The sequence below is a fragment of the Burkholderia sp. BCC1977 genome (assembly GCF_905339595.1).
In the GTDB taxonomy this organism is placed as follows: domain Bacteria; phylum Pseudomonadota; class Gammaproteobacteria; order Burkholderiales; family Burkholderiaceae; genus Burkholderia.
The window spans coordinates 252,547-275,699 of sequence record NZ_CAJPGQ010000002.1 but is presented as its reverse complement, the minus strand read 5'-3'; the positions used below and the strand labels follow the sequence as shown (position 1 = coordinate 275,699).

The window sequence follows — 23,153 nt, the reverse complement described above, 5'->3', positions numbered from 1 at the left end:
CCATGCGATTGCCTATTCTTTCCGCCGCGGTTTCCGCCGCCCTCGCGCTGTCCGCGTGCTCGCTGACGCCCGTGCTGGTGAAACCCGCGATGCCGGTGCCGACCGCCTATACGGCGGCCGCGGCCGCCGACCAGCACGCGAACGCGGCCGATCTCGGCTGGCGCACGATGTTCGGCGATCGCCGCCTGCAGCGCCTGATCGAGGTCGCGCTGCGCAACAACCGCGACCTGCGGCTGGCCGCGCTGAACGTCGAGGCCGCCGAAGCGCAGTACGGCATCCAGCGCTCGGCGCGCCTGCCGTCGATCGACGCCGGCGCCAGCTTCACGCGCCAGCGTACCGCGGCCGACACGCAGTCGAATCCGCCGCTGCTCGAATCGACGCGGAACCAGTACGGCGTCAACGTCGGCATCAGCGCGTTCGAGATCGACCTGTTCGGCCGCGTGAAGTCGCTGTCGGATGCGGCGTTCGCGCGCTATCTCGCCACCGATCACGGCCGCCGCGCGGTGCAGATCTCGCTCGTCGGCGCCGTGGCGGATGCGTACTTCGCGGAGCGCCTCGCGCAGGAACAGCGCGCGCTCGCCGAGCGCACGCTCGGCGACTGGCAGCAGTCGCTCGATCTCGCGCGCCGCCTGAAGGAAGCGCACCAGGCGAGCGGCGTCGACATCGCGCAGGCCGAGGGCCAGGTCGCGAGCGCGACCGCCGATCTCGAGGCGCGCACGCGCGCCGTCGAGCAGGCGCGCAACGCGCTGCGCCTGCTGCTCGGCAGCGAGCCGCCGAAGGACCTGCCGGACCCGTTGCCGCTCGAGCAGCAGCCGGTGATGACGCAACTGCCGGCCGGCCTGCCGTCGGAGTTGCTGTTCCGCCGGCCGGACATCCAGCAGGCCGAGCAGAACCTCGTCGCGGCCAATGCCGACATCGGCGCGGCGCGCGCCGCGTTCTTTCCGCGGCTGTCGCTGACGTCGTCGATCGGCTTCCTCAGCCCGGCGATGGGCAGCCTGTTCGCCGGCGGTCAGAACGTGTGGAGCTTTGCGCCGCAGATCACCGTCCCGATCTTCCAGGGCGGCCGGCTGCGCTCGGAACTGCGTCTCGCGGAAGTGCGCAAGTCGAGCGCCGTTGCCGAATACGAACGCGCGATCCAGACCGCGTTCCGCGAAGTCGCCGACGGCCTCGCCGGACGCGAGACCTTCGGCCGGCAGATCGAAGCGCAGACGCGCGTGGTCGGATCGGCCGAGCGCCGCACCGACCTGTCGAACCTGCGCTACCGCGCGGGCGTCGAGGGGCGGCTGGAACTGCTCGACTCGCAGCGCCAGCTCTACGCGGCGCGGCAGGCGTTGCTCGACCTGCGCCGCAGCGAACTGTCCAATGCCGTCGCGCTCTACAAGGCGCTCGGCGGCGGGTTGACGGATACCGACGTCGCGCCGTCGGCCAACGTGGCGCTGCAACGATGAGCGCGCTGATCCTGATTGCGGAGGACGAGCCCGACATCTCGGACATCCTCGACGCGTACCTGACGCACGACGGCTTTCGCACCTATCGCGTCGGCAACGGGCAGGCCGTGCTCGACGTACAGCCGCACCTGGTGCCCGACCTGATCCTGCTCGACGTCAAGCTGCCGGGCCGCAACGGCTGGGACGTGCTGACCGAACTGCGACGGCGCGGTACGACACCCGTCGTCGTCGTCACCGCATTCGACCGGGACATCGACAGGCTGCACGCGCTGGGCGCCGGCGCGGACGACTACATCGTGAAGCCGTTCGACCCGGCCGAGGTGGTCGCACGCCTGCGCGCGATCCTGCGTCGCGCACGCACGCCGTCGGCCGCTCGCACGCTGCGGGTCGGCGACCTGGAGATCGACACCGACAGCTATCTCGTCCGCGTGCGCACGGAATCCATCGACATGCCGGTGTCGCTGACGCTCACGGAATTCCGGCTGCTCGCGCACATGGCCCGTGCACCGAACCGCGTGTTCACGCGCGGCGAACTGCTCGACGCCTGCATGGCCGACGTGAGCGCGATGGAACGCACGGTCGACAGCCACATCAGCCGGCTGCGCAAGAAGCTCGATCAGGCCGGCGCGCCCGGCATGCCCGAAGTGATGCGCGGGGTCGGCTACCGGTTGAGGGGCATGCCGTGACCCGGCCGGCGACGCCGAGCCGGCAAATCGGGCAGGCGATCGCGCTGCTCGCGATCGTCGCCGTGCTGGCGGCCGGCACCGGCGTGTCGATCGTCCACACGTTGCGCCATCCGGCCGAACTATCGCGCGACGCGATGCGCCACGATGCATTCACGTACCCGCTGCTCGCGGCGCTGCTGCTGGTCGGGCTGCTGGCAGCAGCGGCCGATCTGTGCCGACTGATTCGCCGAACGCTCGACGCGCTTGACTCGGTTGCACACGCTACCGGCCGGATCGTCGCCGGCGATCTTGCGGTGCGCGCGATTGACCGCGACGGTTGCCCGAGAGCCATGTCGACATTCATCGAGGACTTCAATGCCATGACCGTTCGCTTCAAGCACGCAGCTGCCTTCGAAACGATGACCTCGCCCGCCGATGCGGACCGCATCGTGCGCGCCCCGCTTGCGGAACTCGAAGCGCGACTGGACGAGATCAGGACACTCGCGTCGGTAGCCGGCGACGTGTCGGACGAACGCCTGCTGCACTGTGTCGACGGCCTGTTCCGGCTCGTCGACAACCTGCAGGCCGTCGAGCGGGACGACACGCCGAAGCGCGAGCTTCGGCCACGGGAGCGCCGTTGAAGCTTCCATACGAATGGCAGATCGGACTGCGCTACGCATCCGCCGGCAAACGTGCGCCCGGCAGCGGCTTCGTCTCGTTCGTCGCCGCCGCGTCGATGGCCGGCATTGCGCTCGGCGTCGCCGCGCTGATCATCGTGCTGTCGGTCATGAACGGGTTCCGCAGCGAAGTGCGGGACCGGATGCTGTCGGTCCTGTCGCACATCGAGATCTTCTCGCCGACCGGCAGCATGCCGGACTGGCGGCAGAGCGCCGTCGAAGCGCGGCGTCATCCATCCGTGACCGGCGCGGCCCCGTATGTCGATGCTCAGGCGCTGCTCACGCACGACGGCAAGGTCACGGGCGTCGCCCTGCGCGGCATCGATCCGCGGCTCGAACCGCAGGTGTCCGGCATCGCAACGAACATCCGAAGCGGCCGCCTCGATGCGCTGGTTCCCGGCGAACTCGGCATCGTGCTCGGCGCCGCGCTCGCCGCGAACCTGAACGTGCAGACCGGCGACCGCCTGACGTTTTTCGCGCCGTCCGGATCGGGCGCGACGCATGACCCGATGCCGCAATTCCGGCAGTTCCGCGTCGTCGGCAGTTTCGAATCCGGGCACTTCCAGTACGACAGCGCACTCGCGTTCGTACACATCGACGACGCGCAGTCGCTGTTCCGTCTCCGCGCACCGACCGGCATGCGACTGCGCATCGAACACATGGAGCAGGCGCCGGCGGTCGCGTCGCAATTGTCGCGCACGCTGTCGGGCAACCTGTACATCCGGGACTGGACGCAACATGACCGCACCTGGTTCATTGCGGAACAGTTGCAGAAGCGCATGCTGTTCCTGATCCTGCTGCTCATCGTCGCGGTCGCGGCGTTCAATCTCGTGTCGTCGCTCGTGATGACCGTCACGCAGAAGCACGGCGCTATCGCAATCCTGCGCACGCTCGGCGCGCCGCGGGCCGCGATCATGCGCATCTTCATGATCCAGGGCATGACGATCGGGCTCGTCGGGACGATGACGGGCGTCGCGCTCGGCTGCGCGATCGCGTCGAGCATCCCGTGGTTGTTGCCGACGATCGAGCACGCCCTCGGCATCCGGTTTCTCACGCCGTCCGTCTACTTCCTGAACGAACTCCCGTCGAAGCTCATCGCGGCCGACGTGATCGAGGTGGCGCTGATGTCGCTCCTGATGTCATCGCTGGCGACGCTGTATCCGAGCTGGCGAAGCGCGCGGATCCATCCGGCGGCCGCGCTGCGCGACGAGTGACCGGAGCAGCCGGTACCTGCGACTCGAATGTTTCCTCCACAACCATTCGCTCATTACGAATTGAACCGTCGATTATCCGATCCGACGACGCGCCATTACATCCGAACGAGTCTTTGAAAATTACAAAATACCCCACAACTTTTCAAAATCATTTCAGCTTATTCCATTTAATTTTGTTTCATATAATCAGAAAAAGTTTGACACCGAACTTTCGTTCTTGATACCGTCCGATGCAAGCAATCTGACGAATTGCACACCACGCAATCGTTTCCGCTCGACGCATTTCGCTTCCGCCGCACCGAAGTTCTCGCCGCCTACGGTCTCTTCTTCCGTTGGCGCATGCAACATCCCGATGCATTTCGTTGGGCAGCTGCCGTCCGGCAGCGGGCCGAAGGATCGAATCGAATGAGCAGGACACCGAAACTGTTGCTCTAGCCATCCCCCCTGCATCAAGCCTGCCGGCGCGGCCGACTCGCATCGCGGCGCGGCGCCTCCATTACCGAGCATTCCAGCATTTCGCCCCCGGAGGATCACCACCCTTCCGGATCGGGCGAAAGGCCCCGTCGCGTCCGCGCCATCCGCGCGAGCGCGGCGGATATCGGCGGCGCACGATCCGCGCCGCTGTCGACCGTTGTTGTTCGTGCCGTTCGATGTTCAACCGGAGGGGTAATTCAAAATGAATCAGGTTGCAGACAAGAAACAAAAGCACATCCGCATCGTCAAGCTCGCCTTCGCCGCCGCGGCAGCCGCTTCGTTCGGCATGGCGACCGTCCATGCCGCACCGGCCACCGGCTGGACGGAAACGCGCACCAAGGGCTTCCTGCCGCTCGTCCAGCAGGGTGAAAGCAGCAGTACCGCCGGCGCGCCGGCGGCCAGCACCGCCGCCGCTGCCACGGCTGCCACCGAGATGGCGCCCGGCGAATCGGTCGACATCGTGCTCGGGCTGAACCTGCGCAACGAAGCGCAACTCGACCAGTACCTGCACGACCTGCACACGCCCGGCTCGCCGCACTACAAGCAGTTCCTCACGCCGGCGCAGTTCGCCACACAGTACGCACCGACCGACCAGCAGGTCGCCTCCGTCGTCGCGCACCTGCGCAAGGCCGGCTTCGTCAACGTCGTGGTCGCGCCGAACCGCCTGCTCGTGTCCGCGTCCGGCACCGCGGCAACGATCAAGTCGGCCTTCCGCACGACGCTCAAGCGCTTCACGCGCGACGGCCGCAGCGTCTACGCGAACACCGATGCCGCGCAGGTGCCGAACGCGATCGGCGGCATCGTCGGCGCCGTGCTGGGCCTGCAGAACGTCGAGCTCATGCATACCGGCGCGGGCAGCAAGCCGCAAGGCAACACCAGCAACCTGACGATTCCCGCGGGCGCATCCGCGGTGCCGCACAACCCGACGGAATTCTCGTCGCTCTACGGCGGCGACGGCACGCCGACGGCCTCGCAGACCACGGTCGGCATCATCTCCGAAGGCGACCTGTCGCAGACGGTCAGCGACCTCAACACGTTCGCCGCGAACAACGGCCTCGGCACGATCAGCAGCAGCGTCGTGCAGACGGGTCCGTCAGGCAGTTCGTATACCGATACATCCGGCACCGTCGAATGGAACCTCGACAGCCAGTCGATCGTCGGCACCGCCGGCGGCAGCGTGAAGCAGGTCGTGTTCTACGTGGCGCCGTCGATGACGCTCACGGCGATCACCGCGGCGTACAACAAGGCGGTGAGCGACAACGTCGCGAAGGTCATCAACGTGTCGCTCGGCGTGTGCGAATCGTCCGCGTACAGCACGGGCTCGCAGGCGACCGACGACACCATCTTCAAGCAGGCCGTCGCGCAGGGGCAGACCTTCTCGGTATCGGCCGGCGACCACGGTGCATACGAATGCGCGAGCGGCACGCCGTCACGCTCGACCTACACGGTGAGCGAGCCCGCGACGTCGCCGTACGTGATCGCGGTGGGCGGCACGACGCTGTTCACCAATACGTCGACCAACGCGTACAACAGCGAAATCGTGTGGAACGATCCGAGCTGGCAGCCGGGCACCGTGTGGTCGACGGGCGGCGGCTACAGCAAGTACGAAGCCGCGCCGTCGTGGCAATCGTCGACCCTCACCGGGTCGACCAAACGCGCGCTGCCGGACGTCGGCTTCGACGCCGACCTGCGCACCGGTGCGATCCTCGTGGTGAACGGCCAGACGTCCGACACGCTGTGGGGTTCGGGCTACCTGAACAACGAAGGCGGCACGAGCCTCGCCGCGCCGATCTTCACCGGCATCTGGGCGCGGCTGCAATCGGCGAACAACAACGCGCTCGGCTTTCCGGCGTCGAGCATCTACAAGTACTTCCCGACCAACGCGGCACTGCTGCACGACGTGACGTCCGGCAACAACGGCAGCGGCACGTACGGCTACAAGGCGAAGGCTGGCTGGGACGCGACGACGGGCTTCGGCAGCGTGAACATCTCGAAGCTGAACACCTTCATCCAGAGCACATCGGATTTCGCGCGCTGATCGCGCGATGAGCGGTGCGGTTCCGGGTGTGGCTCGTTGTGCACGCCCGGAACCGCGTGCGCGGCCACGCGCACGTCGCGCCCGGAACGATGGTGCGCGTCCGCACACACCGCCCGAGGTTGTCGCGGGCAGGCGGGATCACAGCTGCGATTCGATCGGAAACAGCCCGAGAAACCAGACTTCCATGCGTCGCGCCGCCGACACTTCCGGTTCGTGATCGAGCTCGGTCACCTTCCCGTCCGCGTCGGTCTGAATCCACTTGAGCCGCCCCTGCCCGGCCGGATCGATCCGCGCTTCGACTCGCCACGCGATTCGGTCGAGCCGCGGCTCCAGATCCGCCGCGACTTCGGCGGCAATCGCCGGGCTTTCGCAGTAAACGCCGATCTCGGTATTGAGATTCAGCGAGCGCGGATCGAGGTTCATCGACCCGATGAAGATACTCTTGCGATCGAACACATACGTCTTCGCATGCAGCGACGCACGCGACGAGCCGATGATGACCTGCTTCGCGATGCTCTTGTCGCCGGACGGGCGCCGCTCATAAAGCCGCACGCCGGCCTCGACGAGATCGCGCCGATAGCGCCGGTAGCCGGCATGCACGGCCGCGACGTCGGTCGATGCGAGCGAGTTGGTCAGGATCGTCACGCTCACGCCGCGCGCCGTGAGCGCACGCAGTCGTTCGACCATCTCCTTGCCCGGCACGAAGTACGGCGACACGATCAGTAGTTCCTGCTCGGGCCGCAACGCGAGCGCGCGCAGTTGCGGCATCAGGTGCCCGTCGCTGTCCTTCGGCGAGCGCGAGATCTTCGCCGGATCGTCATACAGGACCGTCGCCTGCCCCCACGACAGCTCGGTGCCCTGCCCGTGCACGATCTGATCGAGCCTTTGCCGCGCCTCGAGCACGTAAGGGTTGTCCTCCATGGCCCGCAGGTAGTCGCGCAGCCGTTCGCGCTCCCGGTCGAGGCCGCCCGGCGCCGCGTCGTGCCCGACCAGCGCATCGACCGGATACGCATACGGCGAATTCCAGAACGTATCGAATTCGGTCGAGATGTCGTTCACGACGGGGCCGTGCACGACCACGTCGAGATCGCCGAACTCCAGCATCGACGACGCGCCGAAGTACTCGTCGCCAATATTGCGGCCGCCGACGATCGCCGCCTGGTTGTCCGCGATCATCGCCTTGTTGTGCATGCGCCGGTTGACGCGCGAGAACTCGAGCACCGTACCGATCTTCTTGAAGTGGCGCGTCGCGACCGGATTGAAGAGCCGGATCTCGATGTTCGGATGTGAGCTGATCTCGAGCAGCTTGCGGTCGTCCGCGTTCGTCCCGAGATCGTCCAGCAGCGCGCGCACGCGGACCCCGCGATCGGCCGCGCGGATGATCGCATCCGCGAGCTCGTGTCCGGTCAGGTCGTCGTGCCAGATGTAGTACTGAAGGTCCAGCGAGCGGTCCGCGCGATCGGCCAGCAGCACGCGCGCATCGAGTGCGTCGACGGGATCGCGCAGCAGATGAAACGCGTCCTGCCCCGGATGGGCGGCGGCCTGCTGGCGGAACGCGATGCCGAGGCGCGTGTGTTCGGTATCGGTGAATGCGTGCGTCGGCGCGCGGCCGGCCTGCGGCGGCAGGCTGGCGCACGCGGCGAGCATCAGCAACGAGAGAATCGCACCCCACGAACGCAGCATGATCATGATGGCCGCCCCCACTGTCGGGCGAAGTCGATGTGTGTTTGTTCTGGCTGCCGGACGGAGCGCGGCGCTGGTCTGCGGTTCGCGCGCTCGACGCATCTCGAGCGTGCGCGCCGGTCGCGCTACAGCATACTTCGATTGATATCGGGACGGCACGCTCTCCGTGTTTCCCGGTGGCGGCGATACGACAGGCGACGCCGACGTGAACGCGTTCAACACGTCCGACACATTCGGGCAGCGCGCAAAAGAAAAACCCGCGAAGCCTTGCGGCGTCGCGGGTTTCGCGTCTTCCCCGGATAACCCTGGAAGCGAATCTGGTGGGCCCCCCGGGAGTCGAACCCGGCACCAACGAATTATGAGTTCGCTGCTCTAACCAAGCATGAGCTAGGGGCCCAGACGAGAAGCAATGCGGCTTACACGCAGCCCCGGCAACGAAGCCGGGCCGGCATTGTAACAACAAAGCCGCTAAAGAGGACAAACGCCACCGGCATCACGCGGATACCGGCGGCGTTTGCAAGTGAGACGCTGGAAATCAGTTCCCTTCGAGGAACGACTTCAGCTTGTCGGAACGGCTCGGGTGACGCAGCTTGCGCAGCGCCTTGGCCTCGATCTGACGGATCCGCTCGCGGGTGACGTCGAACTGCTTGCCGACTTCCTCGAGCGTGTGATCGGTGCTCATCTCGATGCCGAAGCGCATCCGCAGCACCTTCGCCTCACGCGGCGTCAGGGAATCGAGCACGTCCTTCACGACGTCGCGCATGCTTGCATGCAGCGCGGCATCCGCCGGCGCGACCGTGTTGTTGTCCTCGATGAAGTCGCCGAGATGGGAATCGTCGTCGTCACCGATCGGCGTTTCCATCGAGATCGGCTCCTTCGCGATCTTCATGATCTTGCGGATCTTGTCTTCCGGCATCTCCATCTTCTCGGCGAGCGTTGCCGGATCCGGCTCGAGACCGGTTTCCTGCAGGATCTGCCGCGAGATGCGGTTCATCTTGTTGATCGTTTCGATCATGTGAACCGGAATACGGATCGTGCGCGCCTGGTCCGCGATCGAACGCGTGATGGCCTGACGGATCCACCACGTCGCATAGGTCGAGAACTTGTAGCCGCGACGGTATTCGAACTTGTCCACCGCCTTCATCAGGCCGATGTTGCCTTCCTGGATCAGGTCGAGGAACTGCAGGCCGCGGTTCGTGTACTTCTTGGCGATCGAGATCACGAGACGCAGGTTCGCCTCGGTCATTTCACGCTTCGCCTGACGCGCCTTCAGTTCGCCGGCCGCCATCTGGCGGTTGGTTTCCTTCAGGTCCTTCAGCGGCAGCACGACGCGCGCCTGCAGGTCGATCAGACGCTGCTGCTGCTCGCGGATCGCCGGAACGTTACGCGACAGGACCGCGCTGTACGCATGGCCTTCGGCCGTGACCTTCTCGGCCCAGTCGAGATCCGTCTCGCTGCCCGGGAAGCGCGCGATGAACTCCGAACGCGGCATGCCGCACTTGTCGACGACGATGTGCAGGATCTGACGCTCGACCTGACGCACTTCGTCCACTTGCGCACGCAGCGTGTCGCACAGACGCTCGACGGTACGCGCGGTGAAGCGGATCGTCATCAGCTCGGTCTGGATCGTTTCCTGCGCCTTCAGGTAGGACTTCGACTTGTAGCCTTCCTTCTCGAACGCGCGGCGCATCTTGTCGAACCACTCGCTGATCTGCGAGAACTTGTCGAGCGATGCACGCTTGAGGGCTTCGAGCTGGGCGGCGTTGGCCGACGCCTGCGCGGCACCGTCGTCTTCCTCCTCTTCCTCTTCTTCCTCTTCCTCTTCGGCTTCCTCGTCCTCGTTCTCGATCGCTTCCGCTTCCTTCGCGGAGAAACCGTCCGTATCGGCGGAGTCCGAAGCATTCGGATCGAGCAGGCCGTCGACGAGTTCGTCGACGCGGATCTCTTCGTTCGCGACGCGCTCGGCCATCGCGAGGATGTCGGCGATCGTCGTCGGGCACGCGGAGATTGCCATCACCATGTGGCGCAGGCCGTCCTCGATCCGCTTCGCGATCTCGATTTCGCCTTCGCGCGTGAGCAGTTCGACCGTGCCCATCTCGCGCATGTACATCCGGACCGGATCGGTCGTGCGACCGAATTCCGAATCGACGGTCGACAGCGCGACTTCCGCTTCTTCTTCAACTTCATCATCCGACGACGCGGCCGGCGCGTTGTCGTTCAGGAGCAGCGTTTCCGCGTCCGGTGCCTGCTCGTAAACCGCCACGCCCATGTCGTTGAACGTGCCGATGATGCCTTCGAGGGCTTCGGTCTCGGTGAAGTTGTCCGGCAGGTGGTCGTTGATTTCGGCGTACGTGAGGAAGCCGCGCTCCTTGCCGAGCTTGATCAGCGCGCGCAGCTTCACGCGGCGCTCTTCGAGCTCCTCGGCCGTGCCGGGCGTGCTCGTCGCGAACGCTTCCTTCAGCAGCGCCTTTTCCTTGGCGCGACGATCGCGCACCTTGGATTTGCCCGGGGCAGCCGCGGCTGCGGGCTGCTCGTCGCTCTGATTTGCGTCGTCATCGACGGATACTTCGTTCAGCTTTTTGGTCATGGAGTTCGCCGTACCGGCTATATCGACTCGCGGCTGCTGGACGACAGCCGGTTGAACCGTGGGTGCATGAGTAGTACGTACTGCCGTTTCGTCCGCGGCGGCAGTCGTGTCCCTTGCGCTTTTCGCACTTGCCCGCTTCGCCGCCGGCTTGGCCGGCCCGGAGTCGGGTCTGGCGGCAGCCCGTGTTCTGGCTGCCGGCGCCGGCGCAGCCTGAGCAGTGCCGGCCGCGGTTTTCTTTCCTGCAGGGGCTGACGTGGCTGAAGACGTTGTCCTGGTGGAAGAAGCAGACTTGGCCGCTGTGACCTTCGTGGTCGGCTCCGTCGAGCCCTTGCCTGTTGCTTTCTTTCCGCCTGTCGTCTTTGCCATCGCGATTCTCGCCTCTGCTTAGAAAACAAACCGCTGGAAACCTTATATTATAGCACGCTGGGGCGCCCTCTCTCAGCGCTCCGGCCGCCTACAGCCCGAGCCGACGCTTCATGTCGGTTCGCTGCTGGTTCAATTCCGTCAATTCGGCCAGTTCCTCGGGTGTGAATGTGGACTGCCGCGCCAGCCGATCGAGCCGGTCGCAGCAGGCGTCATAGCGCATCTTGAGCACCGCGGCCTGCAGTTCCTCCCCCGCGATCCGTTCCTGTTCACGCTGCCGCTCGGGCACCGTCTCGTCCTCCGGATTCTGTAACAGCAAATCGCGGACGTTTTCATCATAGTCCAGAATTTCGCGGAAGATTTCCTCGTAAGTCGCTCCGTTCGAGGACGTCCGCAGGACATCCGACAGCAGCCGGAACTCCGCGCCGTCGCCCAGCGCACGCGCATGCTCGACGACTTCGGCGAACAGCTCGCCGATCCGCGGCAGCGCGCGCAGGGTCGCAAGCTGTTCGTCGTCGAGTTGCGACGCGATCCGCGGATGCATCACGAGCGTACGCAACGCGCGCTTTTCGCTGTCCGTCACGCGCCGCCGCTCGCTGCGCGCGGGCGCCTGGCGCGCCGGCGCCGCGATGCGTGCATCGACGTCCGACAGCCCCGCGACTTCCTCGAACGGAATATCGAGACGGTCGGCGAACATGTGCATGATCTGCGCGCGCAACGCGTTCGCAGGCAGCGCCTGCAGCAGCGGCTTCGCGTCGAACAGCGCCTTCGCGCGACCTTCCGGCTGATCGAGCGCCTTGCCGGCAATTGCTTCGTTCAACAGAAATTGTGACAGCGGCATCGCACGCTCGACCTGCTCGGAGAACGCGTCCGCGCCGAATTCGCGCACATAGCTGTCCGGATCGTGCTCGGACGGCAGGAAAAGGAATCGGATCGTGCGGTTGTCCGCCGCATGCGGCAGGCACGCTTCGAGCGCGCGCCGCGCCGCACGCCGGCCGGCCGAGTCGCCGTCGAAGCTGAAGATGACCGTATCGGTCTGGCGCAGCAGCTTCTGCACGTGGATCGGCGTGCATGCCGTGCCGAGCGTCGCGACCGCGTTCGGGAAGCCGAGCTGCGCGAGCGCGACGACGTCCATGTAGCCTTCGACGACCAGCACGTACTTGCGCTCGCGAATCGCGAGGCGCGCCTCGAACAGCCCGTACAGTTCGCTGCCCTTGTTGAACAGCGGCGTTTCGGGCGAATTCAGGTATTTCGGCTCGCCGCTGCCGAGCACGCGGCCGCCGAACCCGATCACCTGCCCCTTCACGTTGCGGATCGGGAACATGATCCGCTCGCGGAACCGGTCGTAGCGGCGCGCGACGCCCTGCGCGTCGGTTTTCTCGCTGACGATCACGAGCCCCGATTCGACGAGCGAGTCGTCGCGATAGTCCGGGAACGCGGTTTCGAGGTTCTGCCAGCCGTCCGGCGCATAGCCGAGCCCGAAGCGCGCGGCGATCTCGCCGGTCAGGCCCCGGTTCTTCAGGTACTGGATCGCGACGGTCGCCCCGCGCAATTGCTTGCGGTAGTAGTCGCACGCGGCGGACATCACGTCGGACAGCGCGGTCGCGACCGATTTCGACACGGGCGCCGGATAATCGCCGCCACCGCCGCCCCCGCCGCCGCGCATCGAAGGTTCGTGCGGCACGGTCAGCCCGACCGATTGCGCGAGCTCCTGCACGGCTTCCGGGAACGTGAGCCCCGCATGCTCCATCAGGAAGCCGATCGCCGTGCCGTGCGCGCCGCAGCCGAAGCAGTGATAGAACTGCTTGGTCGGGCTGACGGTAAACGACGGGCTCTTCTCGTTATGGAACGGGCACAACCCCATGAAGTTGGCGCCGCCCTTCTTGAGCTGCACGTACCGGCCCACCACGTCGACGATATCGACGCGGTTCAGCAAGTCCTGCAGGAACGAATGCGGAATCACCGTGGGATCGAGCGAAAAAAAGACAATACGACGCCCCGGCGCACGCGCATGCGACGCGCCGGGAGGCGGGTTTTACTTCGACAGCGCGGCCTTGACCTGCGCGGAAACGGCCGTCATGTCGGCCCGGCCGGCGAGCTTGCCCTTCAGCACGCCCATCACCTTGCCCATGTCCTGCGGGCCGGCTGCGCCGGTTGCCGCGACCGCGGCCTGGACTTCGGCAGCCACTTCGGCGTCCGACAGCTGCGCGGGCATGTAGCCGCCCAGCACCGTCAGTTCGGCCTGCTCCTTCGCGACGAGATCGTCGCGGCCGGCGGCCTCGAACTGGCTGATCGAGTCCTTGCGCTGCTTGATCATCTTGTCGATCACCGCGGTGATGCCCGCGTCGTCGAGGGTCACCCGATCATCGACCTCGCGCTGCTTGATCGCCGCCATCAGCAGGCGAATCGTCGCCAGACGCTCGCTTTCCTTCGCGCGCATCGCGGCCTTCATGTCTTCGCTGATCTGCTCTTTCAAACTCATCTTGCACCCGGGATGGAAACGTGACTTCGACGCCCGCTAACGGGCGTCAACACAAAAACCCGCTTGGGACTAAGTCTCAAGCGGGTTGCTCGAATCCGGCATCGGCGACTCGCGGCCCGAGATCGAGGCCGATCGTGCGGAGGTCGCCGGTGCGCCGCTCAGTGAATCGCGCGGCGCTCAATCGTTCAGTACAGCTTCTTCGGCAGCGTCTGGCTGCGAATCCGCTTGTAATGACGCTTCACCGCAGCAGCCTTCTTGCGCTTGCGCTCCGCGGTCGGCTTTTCGTAAAACTCCCGCGCACGAAGCTCGGTCAGCAGACCGTTCTTCTCGATCGTGCGCTTGAAGCGGCGCATGGCGACTTCGAACGGCTCGTTTTCTTTAACGCGAATGATCGTCATGATCCGACACGAATAAAGGTTTGCAGGGAAGATTTACGAGTATAGCAGAGCGTCCCGCAAAGACATAAGGGCCGGGTCCCGTCAACGGAAGCCCCGCGCAGCCGTGTCAGGCACCGCGCGAGAACTCCGCCGCCGCCTGTCCGGCCGCCGTGCCGGATGCCCACGCCCACTGGAAGTTGTAGCCGCCGAGCCAGCCCGTCACGTCCACCGCCTCGCCGATGAAGAACAGCCCCGGCACCCGCGCGCTCATCATCGTCGCCGACGACAGCTCGCGCGTATCGACGCCGCCCTTGGTCACCTCGGCCTTCTTGTAGCCCTCGGTGCCGTTCGGCGTCAGCGTCCAGCCGGACAGCGCGTCGCCGATCTGGCGCAGCGTCTTGTCGGGCAGGTCCGCGAGCCGCGCGGCGGCCGCGACGCGGTGCGTGTCGAGCCAGGCGTGCGCGAGCCGCGACGGCACCCAGTCCGCGAGCAGCGAGCCGATCTGGCGCTTCGACGTGCGCTTCGCGTCGAGCAGGTCGGCCACCGCGTCGCGCTGCGGCAGCAGATCGATGCGGATCGGGTCGCCGGACTGCCAGTAGCTGGAGATCTGCAGGATGCCGGGGCCCGACAGACCGCGATGGGTCAGCAGCAGGTCCTCGACGAATTCGCCGCCGCGCTTCTTGTCGCCGGTCGACACGCGCACTTCGAGCGACACGCCGGACAGCGCCGCGAACGGCTCCCAGTCCTGCTGCGCAAAGGTGAGCGGCACCAGCGCGGGCCGCGTATCGACGAGCTTGTGGCCGAACTGCTTCGCGAGCCGGTAGCCGAAGTCGGTCGCGCCGATCTTCGGGATCGACAGCCCGCCGGTCGCGACGATCAGCGCGCGTGCGCGGATCGCCCCCGCCTGTTGCGTGTCGAGCGTGAAGCCGTCGGCCGGCGCGTGGCGCACCCCGTCGACCACCACCGGCCGGCGCCAGGCGATGCCGCCCGTGTCGCACTCGTGCTTCAGCACGTCGATCACCGCGTCGCTGCCGTGATCGCAAAAGAGCTGCCCCTTGTGCTTTTCGTGCCAGGTCACGTGATGGCGCTTGAGCAGCCCGAGGAAGTCGCGCGGTGTGTAGCGCGCAAGCGCCGAGCGCGCGAAATGCGGATTCGACGACAGGTAGTTGTCGGGGCCCGCGTAGAGATTCGTGAAGTTGCAGCGGCCGCCGCCCGAGATGCGGATTTTCTCGGCGAGCCGCGGCGCGTGGTCGATCAGCACCACGCGGCGGCCGAGTTGCCCGGCGACCGCGGCGCTCATCATCCCGGCAGCGCCCGCGCCGATCACGGCGATGTCATAAGTTTCCATGGCGCGGATTGTACCTGCCCGGCCGCGCGCCCGGGCCGCGCCCCGGCGGCGGCCGGCCGTCGCCTGCTATAATTTGCGGTTACGTTTACCTTCCTGCGGCGCGCTCGATGCAGCGCGCCCCGCCCCGACCCATGCTCGTTCTCGGCATCGAAAGCTCCTGCGACGAAACCGGCCTCGCGCTCTACGACACGCAGCGCGGCCTGCTCGCGCACGCGCTCCATTCGCAGATCGCGATGCACCGCGAATACGGCGGCGTCGTGCCCGAGCTCGCGTCGCGCGACCACATCCGCCGCGCGCTGCCGCTGCTCGAGGAAGTCATGGCGCAAAGCGGCACGCGCCGCGACGACATCGACGCGATCGCATTCACGCAAGGCCCCGGCCTCGCCGGCGCGCTGCTGGTCGGCGCGAGCATCGCGAACGCGCTTGCGCTCGCGTGGAACAAACCGACCGTCGGCATCCACCACCTCGAAGGGCACCTGCTGTCGCCGCTGCTCGTCGACGAACCGCCGCCGTTCCCGTTCATCGCGCTGCTGGTGTCGGGCGGCCACACGCAACTGATGCGCGTGACCGACGTCGGCGTATACGAGACGCTCGGCGAGACGCTCGACGACGCGGCCGGCGAAGCATTCGACAAGACGGCGAAGCTGATCGGCCTCGGCTATCCGGGCGGCCCGGAAGTGTCGAAGCTCGCGGAAACGGGCACCCCGGGTGCGGTCGTGCTGCCGCGCCCGATGCTGCATTCGGGCGATCTCGACTTCAGCTTCAGCGGCCTGAAGACGGCCGTGCTCACGCAGATGAAGAAGTTCGAGGCGGCGAAGCTGGAAGGCGAAGCGCTCGAACGCGCGAAGGCCGACCTCGCGCGCGGCTTCGTCGACGCGGCCGTCGACGTGCTCGTCGCGAAATCGCTCGCCGCGCTCAAGAAGACGAAGCTCAAGCGCCTGGTGGTTGCGGGCGGCGTGGGCGCGAACCGCCAGTTGCGCGCGGCACTGTCGGCCGCCGCGGCCAAGCGCGGCTTCGACGTGCACTATCCGGATCTCGCGCTCTGCACCGACAACGGCGCGATGATCGCGCTCGCCGGCGCCTTGCGGCTCGGCCGCTGGCCCGAGCAGGCGAACGCCGACTACGCGTTCACGGTGAAACCGCGCTGGGATCTCGCGTCGCTCGCACGCTGATTCGCGCAACGCACTCGCACACGCTCCGGTAGCGCCGGAAAACCAAAAGGCCGCTCAGATCAAGATCGAGCGGCCTTTCTTCGTTGCAGCGGCAAAACGCCGCAGCGGCGCAGCGTTACGCGGCGTGCCGCTTGTCGCGCTCGATCAGCGCATACGCGCTGTGATTGTGGATCGACTCGAAGTTCTCGGCCTCGAGCACGTAGGCGACCACGCGCTCGTCCGCATCGAGACGCTGCGCGACGTCGCGCACCAGATCCTCGACGAACTTCGGGTTTTCGTACGCACGCTCCGTGACGAACTTCTCGTCCGGGCGCTTCAGCAAGCCCCACAGCTCGCACGACGCCTCTTCTTCGGCGATGCGGATCAGCGCCTCGACCGGCAGATCGGCCGCGAGCTCGGCGTCGATCGTGACGTGCGAGCGCTGGTTGTGCGCGCCGTACTGCGAGATCTTCTTCGAGCACGGGCACAGACTCGTCACCGGCACGAGCACCTTCAGGAACAGGCGCGTTTCGCCGTTGCGGCTTTCGCCCGCGAGCGTCACTTCATAGTCGAGCAGGCTTTGCACGCCCGACACCGGCGCCGTCTTGTTCACGAAGTACGGGAACGTGACCTCGATACGGCCGGCCTCGGCTTCCAGCTTCTGGAGCATCGACGCGAGCATCGCGCGGAAGCGCTCGACCGTCAGCGGCGCACGATTCTCTTCGAGCAGCGCGACGAAGCGCGACATGTGCGTGCCCTTCTGATCGGCAGGCAGGCGCACGTCGAGATTCCAGACGCCGACGGTCGGCTGCACGTCGCCGCTCTCGGTGCACACCGTCAACGGATGCCGGACCGCCTTCACGCCCACGCGCTGAATCGGAATCTGGCGGGTATCCACCGTGCTCTGCACGTCGGGCATCACGAAGGCGGGATTCATCTGGTTCATCTTGTTCAATCCTTGTAAGCCGCGCGTTCGACGACGCGCACGCCGCGTCATGCGGCAGCCGGAAAAGCAACATGGGCCCGCAGGCCCATGTTTTCCGCATCAATGTAGACCGGTTGCGCCAGTCGCACCGACACCGCCCGCGGGCGGTGCCAGCTTACGCGACGCGCTTCGCCTGACCCGCCACATCGGCCGCCGGGCTCAGGAAGCGTTCGCGAATCGATTTCGCGATGCCCGCGCCGTCGAGGCCGCATTGCGACAGCAGCTTCGCGGGATCGCCGTGATCGATGAACTGGTCAGGGAGGCCCAATTGTATTACGGGTCGGATAACCCCACTCTCCATCAGGGCTTCGACGCAGGCCGAGCCCGCACCGCCCATCACGCAGCCTTCCTCGACCGTGACGAGATAGTCGTGCGTCTCGGCGAGTTCACGCACGAGCGCCGCATCGACCGGCTTCACGAAGCGCATGTTCGCGACCGTGGCGTCGAGCTCCTCGCCCGCCGCCAGCGACGGCGCGACCATCGTGCCGAACGCGAGGATCGCGACGCGCTTGCCTTCCGGCTGCGACGTACGGCGACGCACTTCACCCTTGCCGAGCGGGATCTCGGTGAACTCCTTCACCGTCGCCACGCCCGTGCCCGCGCCGCGCGGATAGCGCACCGCGGTCGGGTTCGGCTGCTGAAGCGCCGTGTGCAACATCTGGCGGCACTCGTCCTCGTCGGACGCGGCCATGACCGTCATGTTCGGGATGCAGCGCAGGAACGCGAGATCGTATGCCCCTGCGTGCGTCGCGCCGTCGGCGCCGACGAGGCCCGCGCGGTCGATCGCGAACACGACCGGCAGGTTCTGCAGCGCGACGTCGTGGATCAGTTGATCGTAGGCACGCTGCAGGAACGTCGAGTAGATCGCGACGACCGGCTTCAGCCCTTCGGTCGCGATGCCGCCCGCGAACGTCACCGCGTGCTGCTCGGCGATGCCGACGTCGTAGTAGCGATCCTTGAAGCGCTTCTCGAACTCGACCATGCCCGAGCCTTCGCGCATCGCGGGCGTGATGCCGACGACGCGCGAATCGCGCTCGGCTTCATCGCACAGCCATTCGCCGAACACCTGGGTATACGTCTTCTTCGCGGGCGTGGTCGACGGCTTGATGCCTTCTGCCGGGTTGAACTTGCCGGGGCCGTGATAGAGCACGGGATCGGCTTCGGCGAGCTTGTAGCCCTGGCCTTTCTTCGTCACCACGTGCAGGAATTGCGGGCCGCGCAGTTCGCGAATGTTCTGCAGCGTCGGGATCAGCGAATCGAGATCGTGACCGTCGATCGGGCCGATGTAGTTGAAGCCGAACTCCTCGAACAGCGTGGCCGGCACGACCATGCCCTTCGCGTGCTCCTCGAGCTTGCGCGCGAGTTCGAGCACCGGCGGCGCCACGCTCAGCACGCGCTCGACGCCCGCCCGCGCGGCCGCGTAGAAGCGGCCCGACATCAGGCGCGCGAGATGGCGGTTCAGCGCGCCGACCGGCGGCGAAATCGACATGTCGTTGTCGTTGAGGATCACGAGCAGCTTCGCATCCTCCGACACGCCCGCGTTGTTCATCGCCTCGAACGCCATGCCGGCCGTCATCGCGCCGTCGCCGATCACCGCGATCGAGAAGCGGTCGTCGCCGTTCAGCTGGCTGCCGATCGCCATCCCGAGCGCCGCCGAAATCGACGTGCTCGAGTGCGCGGTGCCGAACGTGTCGTATTCGGACTCGCTGCGGCGCGGGAAACCCGAGATGCCGTCGTACTGGCGCAGCGAATGCATCTGGTCGCGGCGGCCCGTCAGGATCTTGTGCGGGTAGGTCTGGTGACCCACGTCCCAGACGATCCGGTCGTTCGGCGTGTTGAACACGTAGTGCAACGCGATCGTCAGCTCGACCGTCCCGAGGTTGGACGACAGATGGCCGCCCGTCTTCGACACGCTGTCGAGCACGAACGCGCGCAGTTCATCCGCGAGCGGTTGGAGTTGGCGACGATCGAGGCGGCGCAGATCCGCCGGGTCGTCGATGGTTTTCAGCAAGTCGTACATCGTCGTTCCATTGTAGGAAATCAAACGCGCCCGCATTCTATTGCACGCACCGTAGCGTGTGCGCAGCGGCGGGCTTCGCGTCAGCTGACCCGGTTCACCACCAGGTCGGCAAGTTCGGCGAGACGCTGTGCGCGTGCGCCGAACGGTTTCAGCGCATCGTGCGCTTCGGCGCGCAGCTGGGCTGCAAGCTCACGCGACGCGTCGAGGCCGAGGATCGATACGTAGGTCGGCTTGTCGTTCGCCGCATCCTTGCCGGCCGTCTTGCCGAGCGTCGCCGAATCGGTCGTGACGTCGAGAATGTCGTCGACGACCTGGAAGGCCAGCCCCACGGCGCCCGCGTAAACGTCGAGCGCGGCCATCGCTTCCGCCGACGGCGTGTCGCCGGCCAGCGCACCCATCCGCACGGCGGCGCGCAGCAGCGCGCCCGTCTTCATCCGGTGCATCGTCTCGAGCTGCTCGCGCGTCAGCTTGAGGCCGACGCTCGCCAGGTCGATCGCCTGCCCGCCGGCCATGCCGACCGAGCCGCTCGCCAGCGCCAGCTCGCGCACGAGCGCGGCCTGCTGCACCGGCGACAGCGCCGCGGCATCGGTCAGCGCGACGAATGCCTGCGACTGCAGCGCATCGCCGACCAGCAGCGCCGTCGGCTCGTCGTACTGCACGTGCACGGTCGGCTTGCCGCGTCGCAGCGCGTCGTCGTCCATGCACGGCATGTCGTCGTGCACGAGCGAGTAGACGTGGATCATCTCCAGCGCCGCTGCTGCTGCATTGCGCGCCGCTTCGGTCGCGCCGGTCAGTTCGCCTGCTGCATGGCACAGCAGCGGGCGAACGCGTTTGCCGCCGCCGAGGACCGCGTAGCGCATCGCTTCGTGAAGTTGCGTGGGCACCACGTTTTCAGCCGGCAGATAGTGGCCGAGTGCGTCCTCGACACGGTCGAGCACGGACCGCATCCATTGTTCGAATGTCATAGATCGTCGTCTTCGCCGTCCGTGGCGGCCGTTCCGGATGAAAGCGGCTTCAGCGTCGCGCCGTCGAGCACGCGAACCTGCTGCTCCACTTTCTCGAGCTGCTGTTGGCAAAACGCAACGAGGGTCGCACCGCGGCGATACGCAGCGAGCGAATCCTCGAGGCTCAACGTGCCGCCTTCCATCCGGGCAACCAGCGTCTCGAGTTCCGCGAGCGCCGTTTCATAGTTGTCCGGCAACGGTTCGGTGCCATTGCCGGGCGGGGTGGCGCCTTGGGATGCGGTTTTCGCCATGGACGAGGGTGTCAAATTTCAAAACAAGTCGGACATTCTACGGCAAAAGAGAATTTTCCGACCTGCCGACTTGGGCACCCGGGCACGTATTCGGGCCCCTTCTTCGACGCACATTGTGCGCCACTCGATCGTCGCCCGACAAAAAATTGACACAAATCAGGCACTTAATCCTAGCCTTGCGAGGCGAACCGGGTATAATTCCCCGTTTCCCTAAATCGATTTTTCGATGGTTGGGTTGTTCACTGCTTTCACGCTATCACCGGGAGTGGGAATGTCCAATCTGAGCGATGCGCTTCAGTTGAAGTCGGCTCATAGCCAGCTTCCAGTCACTGCATACTTCGATGAGGCGCTGCTCGAGCGCGAGATCGAAACCCTCTTCAAGAAAGGACCTCGTTACATCGGGCACGAGTTGATGGTGCCCGAGGCGGGGGATTATTTTGCGCTGCCGTCCGAGAAGGAAGGCCGCGTGCTGGTCCGCAACCCGGCGAACCAGATCGAACTGCTGTCGAACGTGTGCCGTCACCGGCAGGCGATCATGCTGAACGGGCGCGGCCACACGCAGAACATCGTGTGTCCGCTGCACCGCTGGACGTACGATCTGGAAGGTCAGTTGCTCGGTGCGCCGCACTTCCCCGACAAGCCCTGCCTGAACCTCGGCAAGAGCCCGCTGCAGAACTGGCAGGGGCTGCTGTTCGAGGCCGAAGGCCGCAACGTCGCGCGCGATCTCGCGAACCTCGGCACCAAGCATCACTTCGACTTCTCCGAGTATCACTTCGATCACGTCGAAGTGCACGAGTGCGATTACAACTGGAAGACGTTCATCGAGGTCTACCTCGAGGATTACCACGTCGTCCCGTTCCACCCGGGCCTCGGCAGCTTCGTGTCGTGCGACGATCTCAAATGGGAGTTCGGCGACTGGTACAGCGTGCAGACGGTCGGCGTGCACAACGCCCTCGCGAAACCGGGCAGCGCGACCTACCAGAAGTGGCACGAGCAGGTGCTCAAGTTCCGCAACGGCGTGCCGCCGGAGTTCGGCGCGATCTGGATGGTCTACTACCCGGGCCTGATGATCGAGTGGTATCCGCACGTGCTCGTCGTGTCGTGGCTGATTCCGCGCGGTCCGCAGAAGACGACCAACATCGTCGAGTTCTACTACCCCGAGGAAATCGCGCTGTTCGAGCGCGAGTTCGTCGAGGCCGAACGCGCCGCCTATATGGAGACGGCCGTCGAGGACGACGAAATCGCGATGCGGATGGATGCAGGCCGCCGCGCACTGATGGCACGCGGCGAATCGCAGGTCGGCCCGTACCAGAGCCCGATGGAAGACGGCATGCAGCACTTCCACGAGTTCCTGCGCCGCCACCTCGGCGATCTCTGACCGCGCACGCGGCGCTTCGGCGCCGCACGGCATTCGGCATATGAAAAGACGGGTTTCGGCCCGTCTTTTTTTGTTTAGACTTGGAGTATCAGGTCGTTTGCACTCCAGGGAGCCGTCATGCCACATACCCACTACACCACGCTCATCTCAGCAGCCAACCTCGCCGAGCGTCTGGCCGCGGCGCCGGGCAGCGTCGCCGTGTTCGACTGCCGCTTCGATCTCGTCGATCCGGGCGCAGGCGAAGCCGCCTATGCGGCCGGCCATCTCCCCGGCGCTCAGTATCTCCATCTCGACCGCGACCTGTCCGGCCGCAAGACCGGCACCAACGGCCGCCATCCGCTGCCGACCCGCGACGCATTTGCGACGCTGATCGCCAGCCGCGGCGTCAAGCAGGGGCAGCAGGTCGTCGCCTATGACGCACAAGGCGGCGCCTATGCGGCGCGGCTATGGTGGCTGCTGCGCTGGCTCGGGCACGATTCCGTCGCGGTGCTCGACGGCGGCCTGCAGGCATGGGAAGCGGCCGGCCAGCCGCTGACCGCCGACGTGCCGCACCCGGCCGCCGGCGACTTCCGTGCGGCAGCCCCGCTCGAATCGACGGTCGACGCGGCCGCCGTGCTCGCGAACGTGACGTCGGCCAAGCGCGTCGTGATCGATGCGCGCGCGCCGGATCGCTATCGCGGCGAAAACGAAACGATCGATCGTGTCGGCGGCCACATTCCGGGCGCACGCAACCGGTTCTTCAAGGACAACCTGGCCGCCGACGGCCGCTTCAAGACCGGCCACGAGCTGCGCGAGACGTTCACCACGCTGCTGGCCGGCACCGAACCGAACAGCGTGATCCTGCAATGCGGGTCCGGCGTGACCGCATGCCACAATGCGCTCGCGCTCGAAATCGCGGGGCTGCACGGCGCGTCGCTGTATCCGGGCTCGTGGAGCGAATGGAGCGCCGATCCGTCGCGACCGATCGCGACCGGCCCGAACCCGTAAGCACCGGCGCGGCGCGCCCAC

18 protein-coding genes and 1 tRNA gene are annotated in these 23,153 nt (G+C 66.2%); 8 read left to right on the top strand and 11 right to left on the bottom strand.

What is annotated here, in order from left to right:
• Positions 1 to 2 precede the first annotated feature (2 nt).
• The 5 genes from U5771_RS03205 to U5771_RS03185 all read left to right on the top strand — a co-directional run bounded on the left by U5771_RS03205 (position 3) and on the right by U5771_RS03185 (position 6,516).
• Entirely contained in the window at positions 3 to 1,448 is a 1,446-nt protein-coding gene (locus U5771_RS03205) for an efflux transporter outer membrane subunit (protein ID WP_322022619.1), read from the top strand.
• Positions 1,445 to 2,134: a response regulator gene (locus U5771_RS03200; protein WP_322022618.1), complete on the top strand. Its 690-nt coding sequence runs from the start codon at positions 1,445 to 1,447 to the stop codon at positions 2,132 to 2,134. Before U5771_RS03205 ends, U5771_RS03200 begins: the two co-directional genes overlap by 4 nt.
• Positions 2,131 to 2,754: a histidine kinase gene (locus tag U5771_RS03195; protein WP_322022617.1), complete on the top strand. Its 624-nt coding sequence runs from the start codon at positions 2,131 to 2,133 to the stop codon at positions 2,752 to 2,754. Before U5771_RS03200 ends, U5771_RS03195 begins: the two co-directional genes overlap by 4 nt.
• The gene (locus U5771_RS03190) at positions 2,751 to 4,004 is read left to right on the top strand and encodes a lipoprotein-releasing ABC transporter permease subunit (protein WP_322022616.1); all 1,254 of its coding nucleotides are present in this window, start codon (positions 2,751 to 2,753) and stop codon (positions 4,002 to 4,004) included. The genes U5771_RS03195 and U5771_RS03190 overlap by 4 nt, the downstream gene beginning before the upstream one ends.
• A 676-nt stretch (positions 4,005 to 4,680) precedes the next feature.
• A complete protein-coding gene (locus U5771_RS03185; RefSeq protein WP_322022615.1) occupies positions 4,681 to 6,516 on the top strand; it encodes a S53 family peptidase in 1,836 nt (611 codons plus the stop codon).
• A 138-nt stretch (positions 6,517 to 6,654) separates the two neighbouring features.
• Here the strand turns inward: U5771_RS03185 and U5771_RS03180 are convergent, their stop codons facing one another.
• The 7 genes from U5771_RS03180 to U5771_RS03145 all read right to left on the bottom strand — a co-directional run bounded on the left by U5771_RS03180 (position 6,655) and on the right by U5771_RS03145 (position 15,356).
• Positions 6,655 to 8,205 (bottom strand): phospholipase D family protein, encoded by a 1,551-nt coding sequence (locus U5771_RS03180; protein ID WP_322022614.1) that lies wholly within the window; start codon positions 8,203 to 8,205, stop codon positions 6,655 to 6,657.
• Positions 8,206 to 8,517: 312 nt separating this feature from the next.
• Positions 8,518 to 8,596, bottom strand: a tRNA-Ile gene (locus tag U5771_RS03175).
• Positions 8,597 to 8,734: 138 nt separating this feature from the next.
• Positions 8,735 to 11,152, bottom strand: a complete 2,418-nt coding sequence (rpoD, locus tag U5771_RS03170) for an RNA polymerase sigma factor RpoD (protein WP_415859382.1) — start codon at positions 11,150 to 11,152, stop codon at positions 8,735 to 8,737.
• 88 nt (positions 11,153 to 11,240) lie between these two features.
• Positions 11,241 to 13,112 carry a DNA primase gene (gene dnaG, locus U5771_RS03160; RefSeq protein WP_322022612.1) on the bottom strand — a complete coding sequence of 624 codons (1,872 nt, stop codon included), beginning with the start codon at positions 13,110 to 13,112 and terminating at the stop codon, positions 11,241 to 11,243.
• A gap of 72 nt (positions 13,113 to 13,184) precedes the next feature.
• Entirely contained in the window at positions 13,185 to 13,631 is a 447-nt protein-coding gene (locus U5771_RS03155) for a GatB/YqeY domain-containing protein (protein WP_322022611.1), read from the bottom strand.
• 185 nt (positions 13,632 to 13,816) lie between these two features.
• The gene (gene rpsU, locus U5771_RS03150) at positions 13,817 to 14,029 is read right to left on the bottom strand and encodes a 30S ribosomal protein S21 (protein ID WP_006479415.1); all 213 of its coding nucleotides are present in this window, start codon (positions 14,027 to 14,029) and stop codon (positions 13,817 to 13,819) included.
• A 106-nt stretch (positions 14,030 to 14,135) separates the two neighbouring features.
• Positions 14,136 to 15,356 (bottom strand): NAD(P)/FAD-dependent oxidoreductase, encoded by a 1,221-nt coding sequence (locus U5771_RS03145; protein WP_415859381.1) that lies wholly within the window; start codon positions 15,354 to 15,356, stop codon positions 14,136 to 14,138.
• Positions 15,357 to 15,487: 131 nt separating this feature from the next.
• On the opposite strand from U5771_RS03145, the gene tsaD reads away from it, so the two are divergent.
• Positions 15,488 to 16,528: a tRNA (adenosine(37)-N6)-threonylcarbamoyltransferase complex transferase subunit TsaD gene (tsaD, locus tag U5771_RS03140; protein WP_124659922.1), complete on the top strand. Its 1,041-nt coding sequence runs from the start codon at positions 15,488 to 15,490 to the stop codon at positions 16,526 to 16,528.
• A gap of 115 nt (positions 16,529 to 16,643) precedes the next feature.
• Here tsaD and folE2 read toward each other — a convergent pair whose 3' ends face one another.
• From folE2 to U5771_RS03120, 4 genes are all read right to left on the bottom strand, one after another.
• The gene (folE2, locus tag U5771_RS03135) at positions 16,644 to 17,453 is read right to left on the bottom strand and encodes a GTP cyclohydrolase FolE2 (protein WP_322022610.1); all 810 of its coding nucleotides are present in this window, start codon (positions 17,451 to 17,453) and stop codon (positions 16,644 to 16,646) included.
• Positions 17,454 to 17,607: 154 nt separating this feature from the next.
• Positions 17,608 to 19,512 carry a 1-deoxy-D-xylulose-5-phosphate synthase gene (gene dxs, locus U5771_RS03130; RefSeq protein ID WP_322022609.1) on the bottom strand — a complete coding sequence of 635 codons (1,905 nt, stop codon included), beginning with the start codon at positions 19,510 to 19,512 and terminating at the stop codon, positions 17,608 to 17,610.
• 80 nt (positions 19,513 to 19,592) lie between these two features.
• Positions 19,593 to 20,477, bottom strand: coding sequence for a farnesyl diphosphate synthase (locus U5771_RS03125; RefSeq protein WP_322022608.1), 885 nt, complete (start codon positions 20,475 to 20,477; stop codon positions 19,593 to 19,595).
• The gene (locus U5771_RS03120) at positions 20,474 to 20,767 is read right to left on the bottom strand and encodes an exodeoxyribonuclease VII small subunit (RefSeq protein WP_044845270.1); all 294 of its coding nucleotides are present in this window, start codon (positions 20,765 to 20,767) and stop codon (positions 20,474 to 20,476) included. The genes U5771_RS03125 and U5771_RS03120 overlap by 4 nt, the downstream gene beginning before the upstream one ends.
• A 271-nt stretch (positions 20,768 to 21,038) precedes the next feature.
• On the opposite strand from U5771_RS03120, the gene U5771_RS03115 reads away from it, so the two are divergent.
• Together U5771_RS03115 and U5771_RS03110 are read left to right on the top strand one after the other, a co-directional pair.
• On the top strand, positions 21,039 to 22,145 hold the full coding sequence (locus U5771_RS03115) for an aromatic ring-hydroxylating dioxygenase subunit alpha (protein WP_322022607.1): 1,107 nt from the start codon (positions 21,039 to 21,041) through the stop codon (positions 22,143 to 22,145).
• A gap of 117 nt (positions 22,146 to 22,262) precedes the next feature.
• The gene (locus U5771_RS03110) at positions 22,263 to 23,132 is read left to right on the top strand and encodes a sulfurtransferase (protein ID WP_322022606.1); all 870 of its coding nucleotides are present in this window, start codon (positions 22,263 to 22,265) and stop codon (positions 23,130 to 23,132) included.
• Positions 23,133 to 23,153 lie beyond the last annotated feature (21 nt).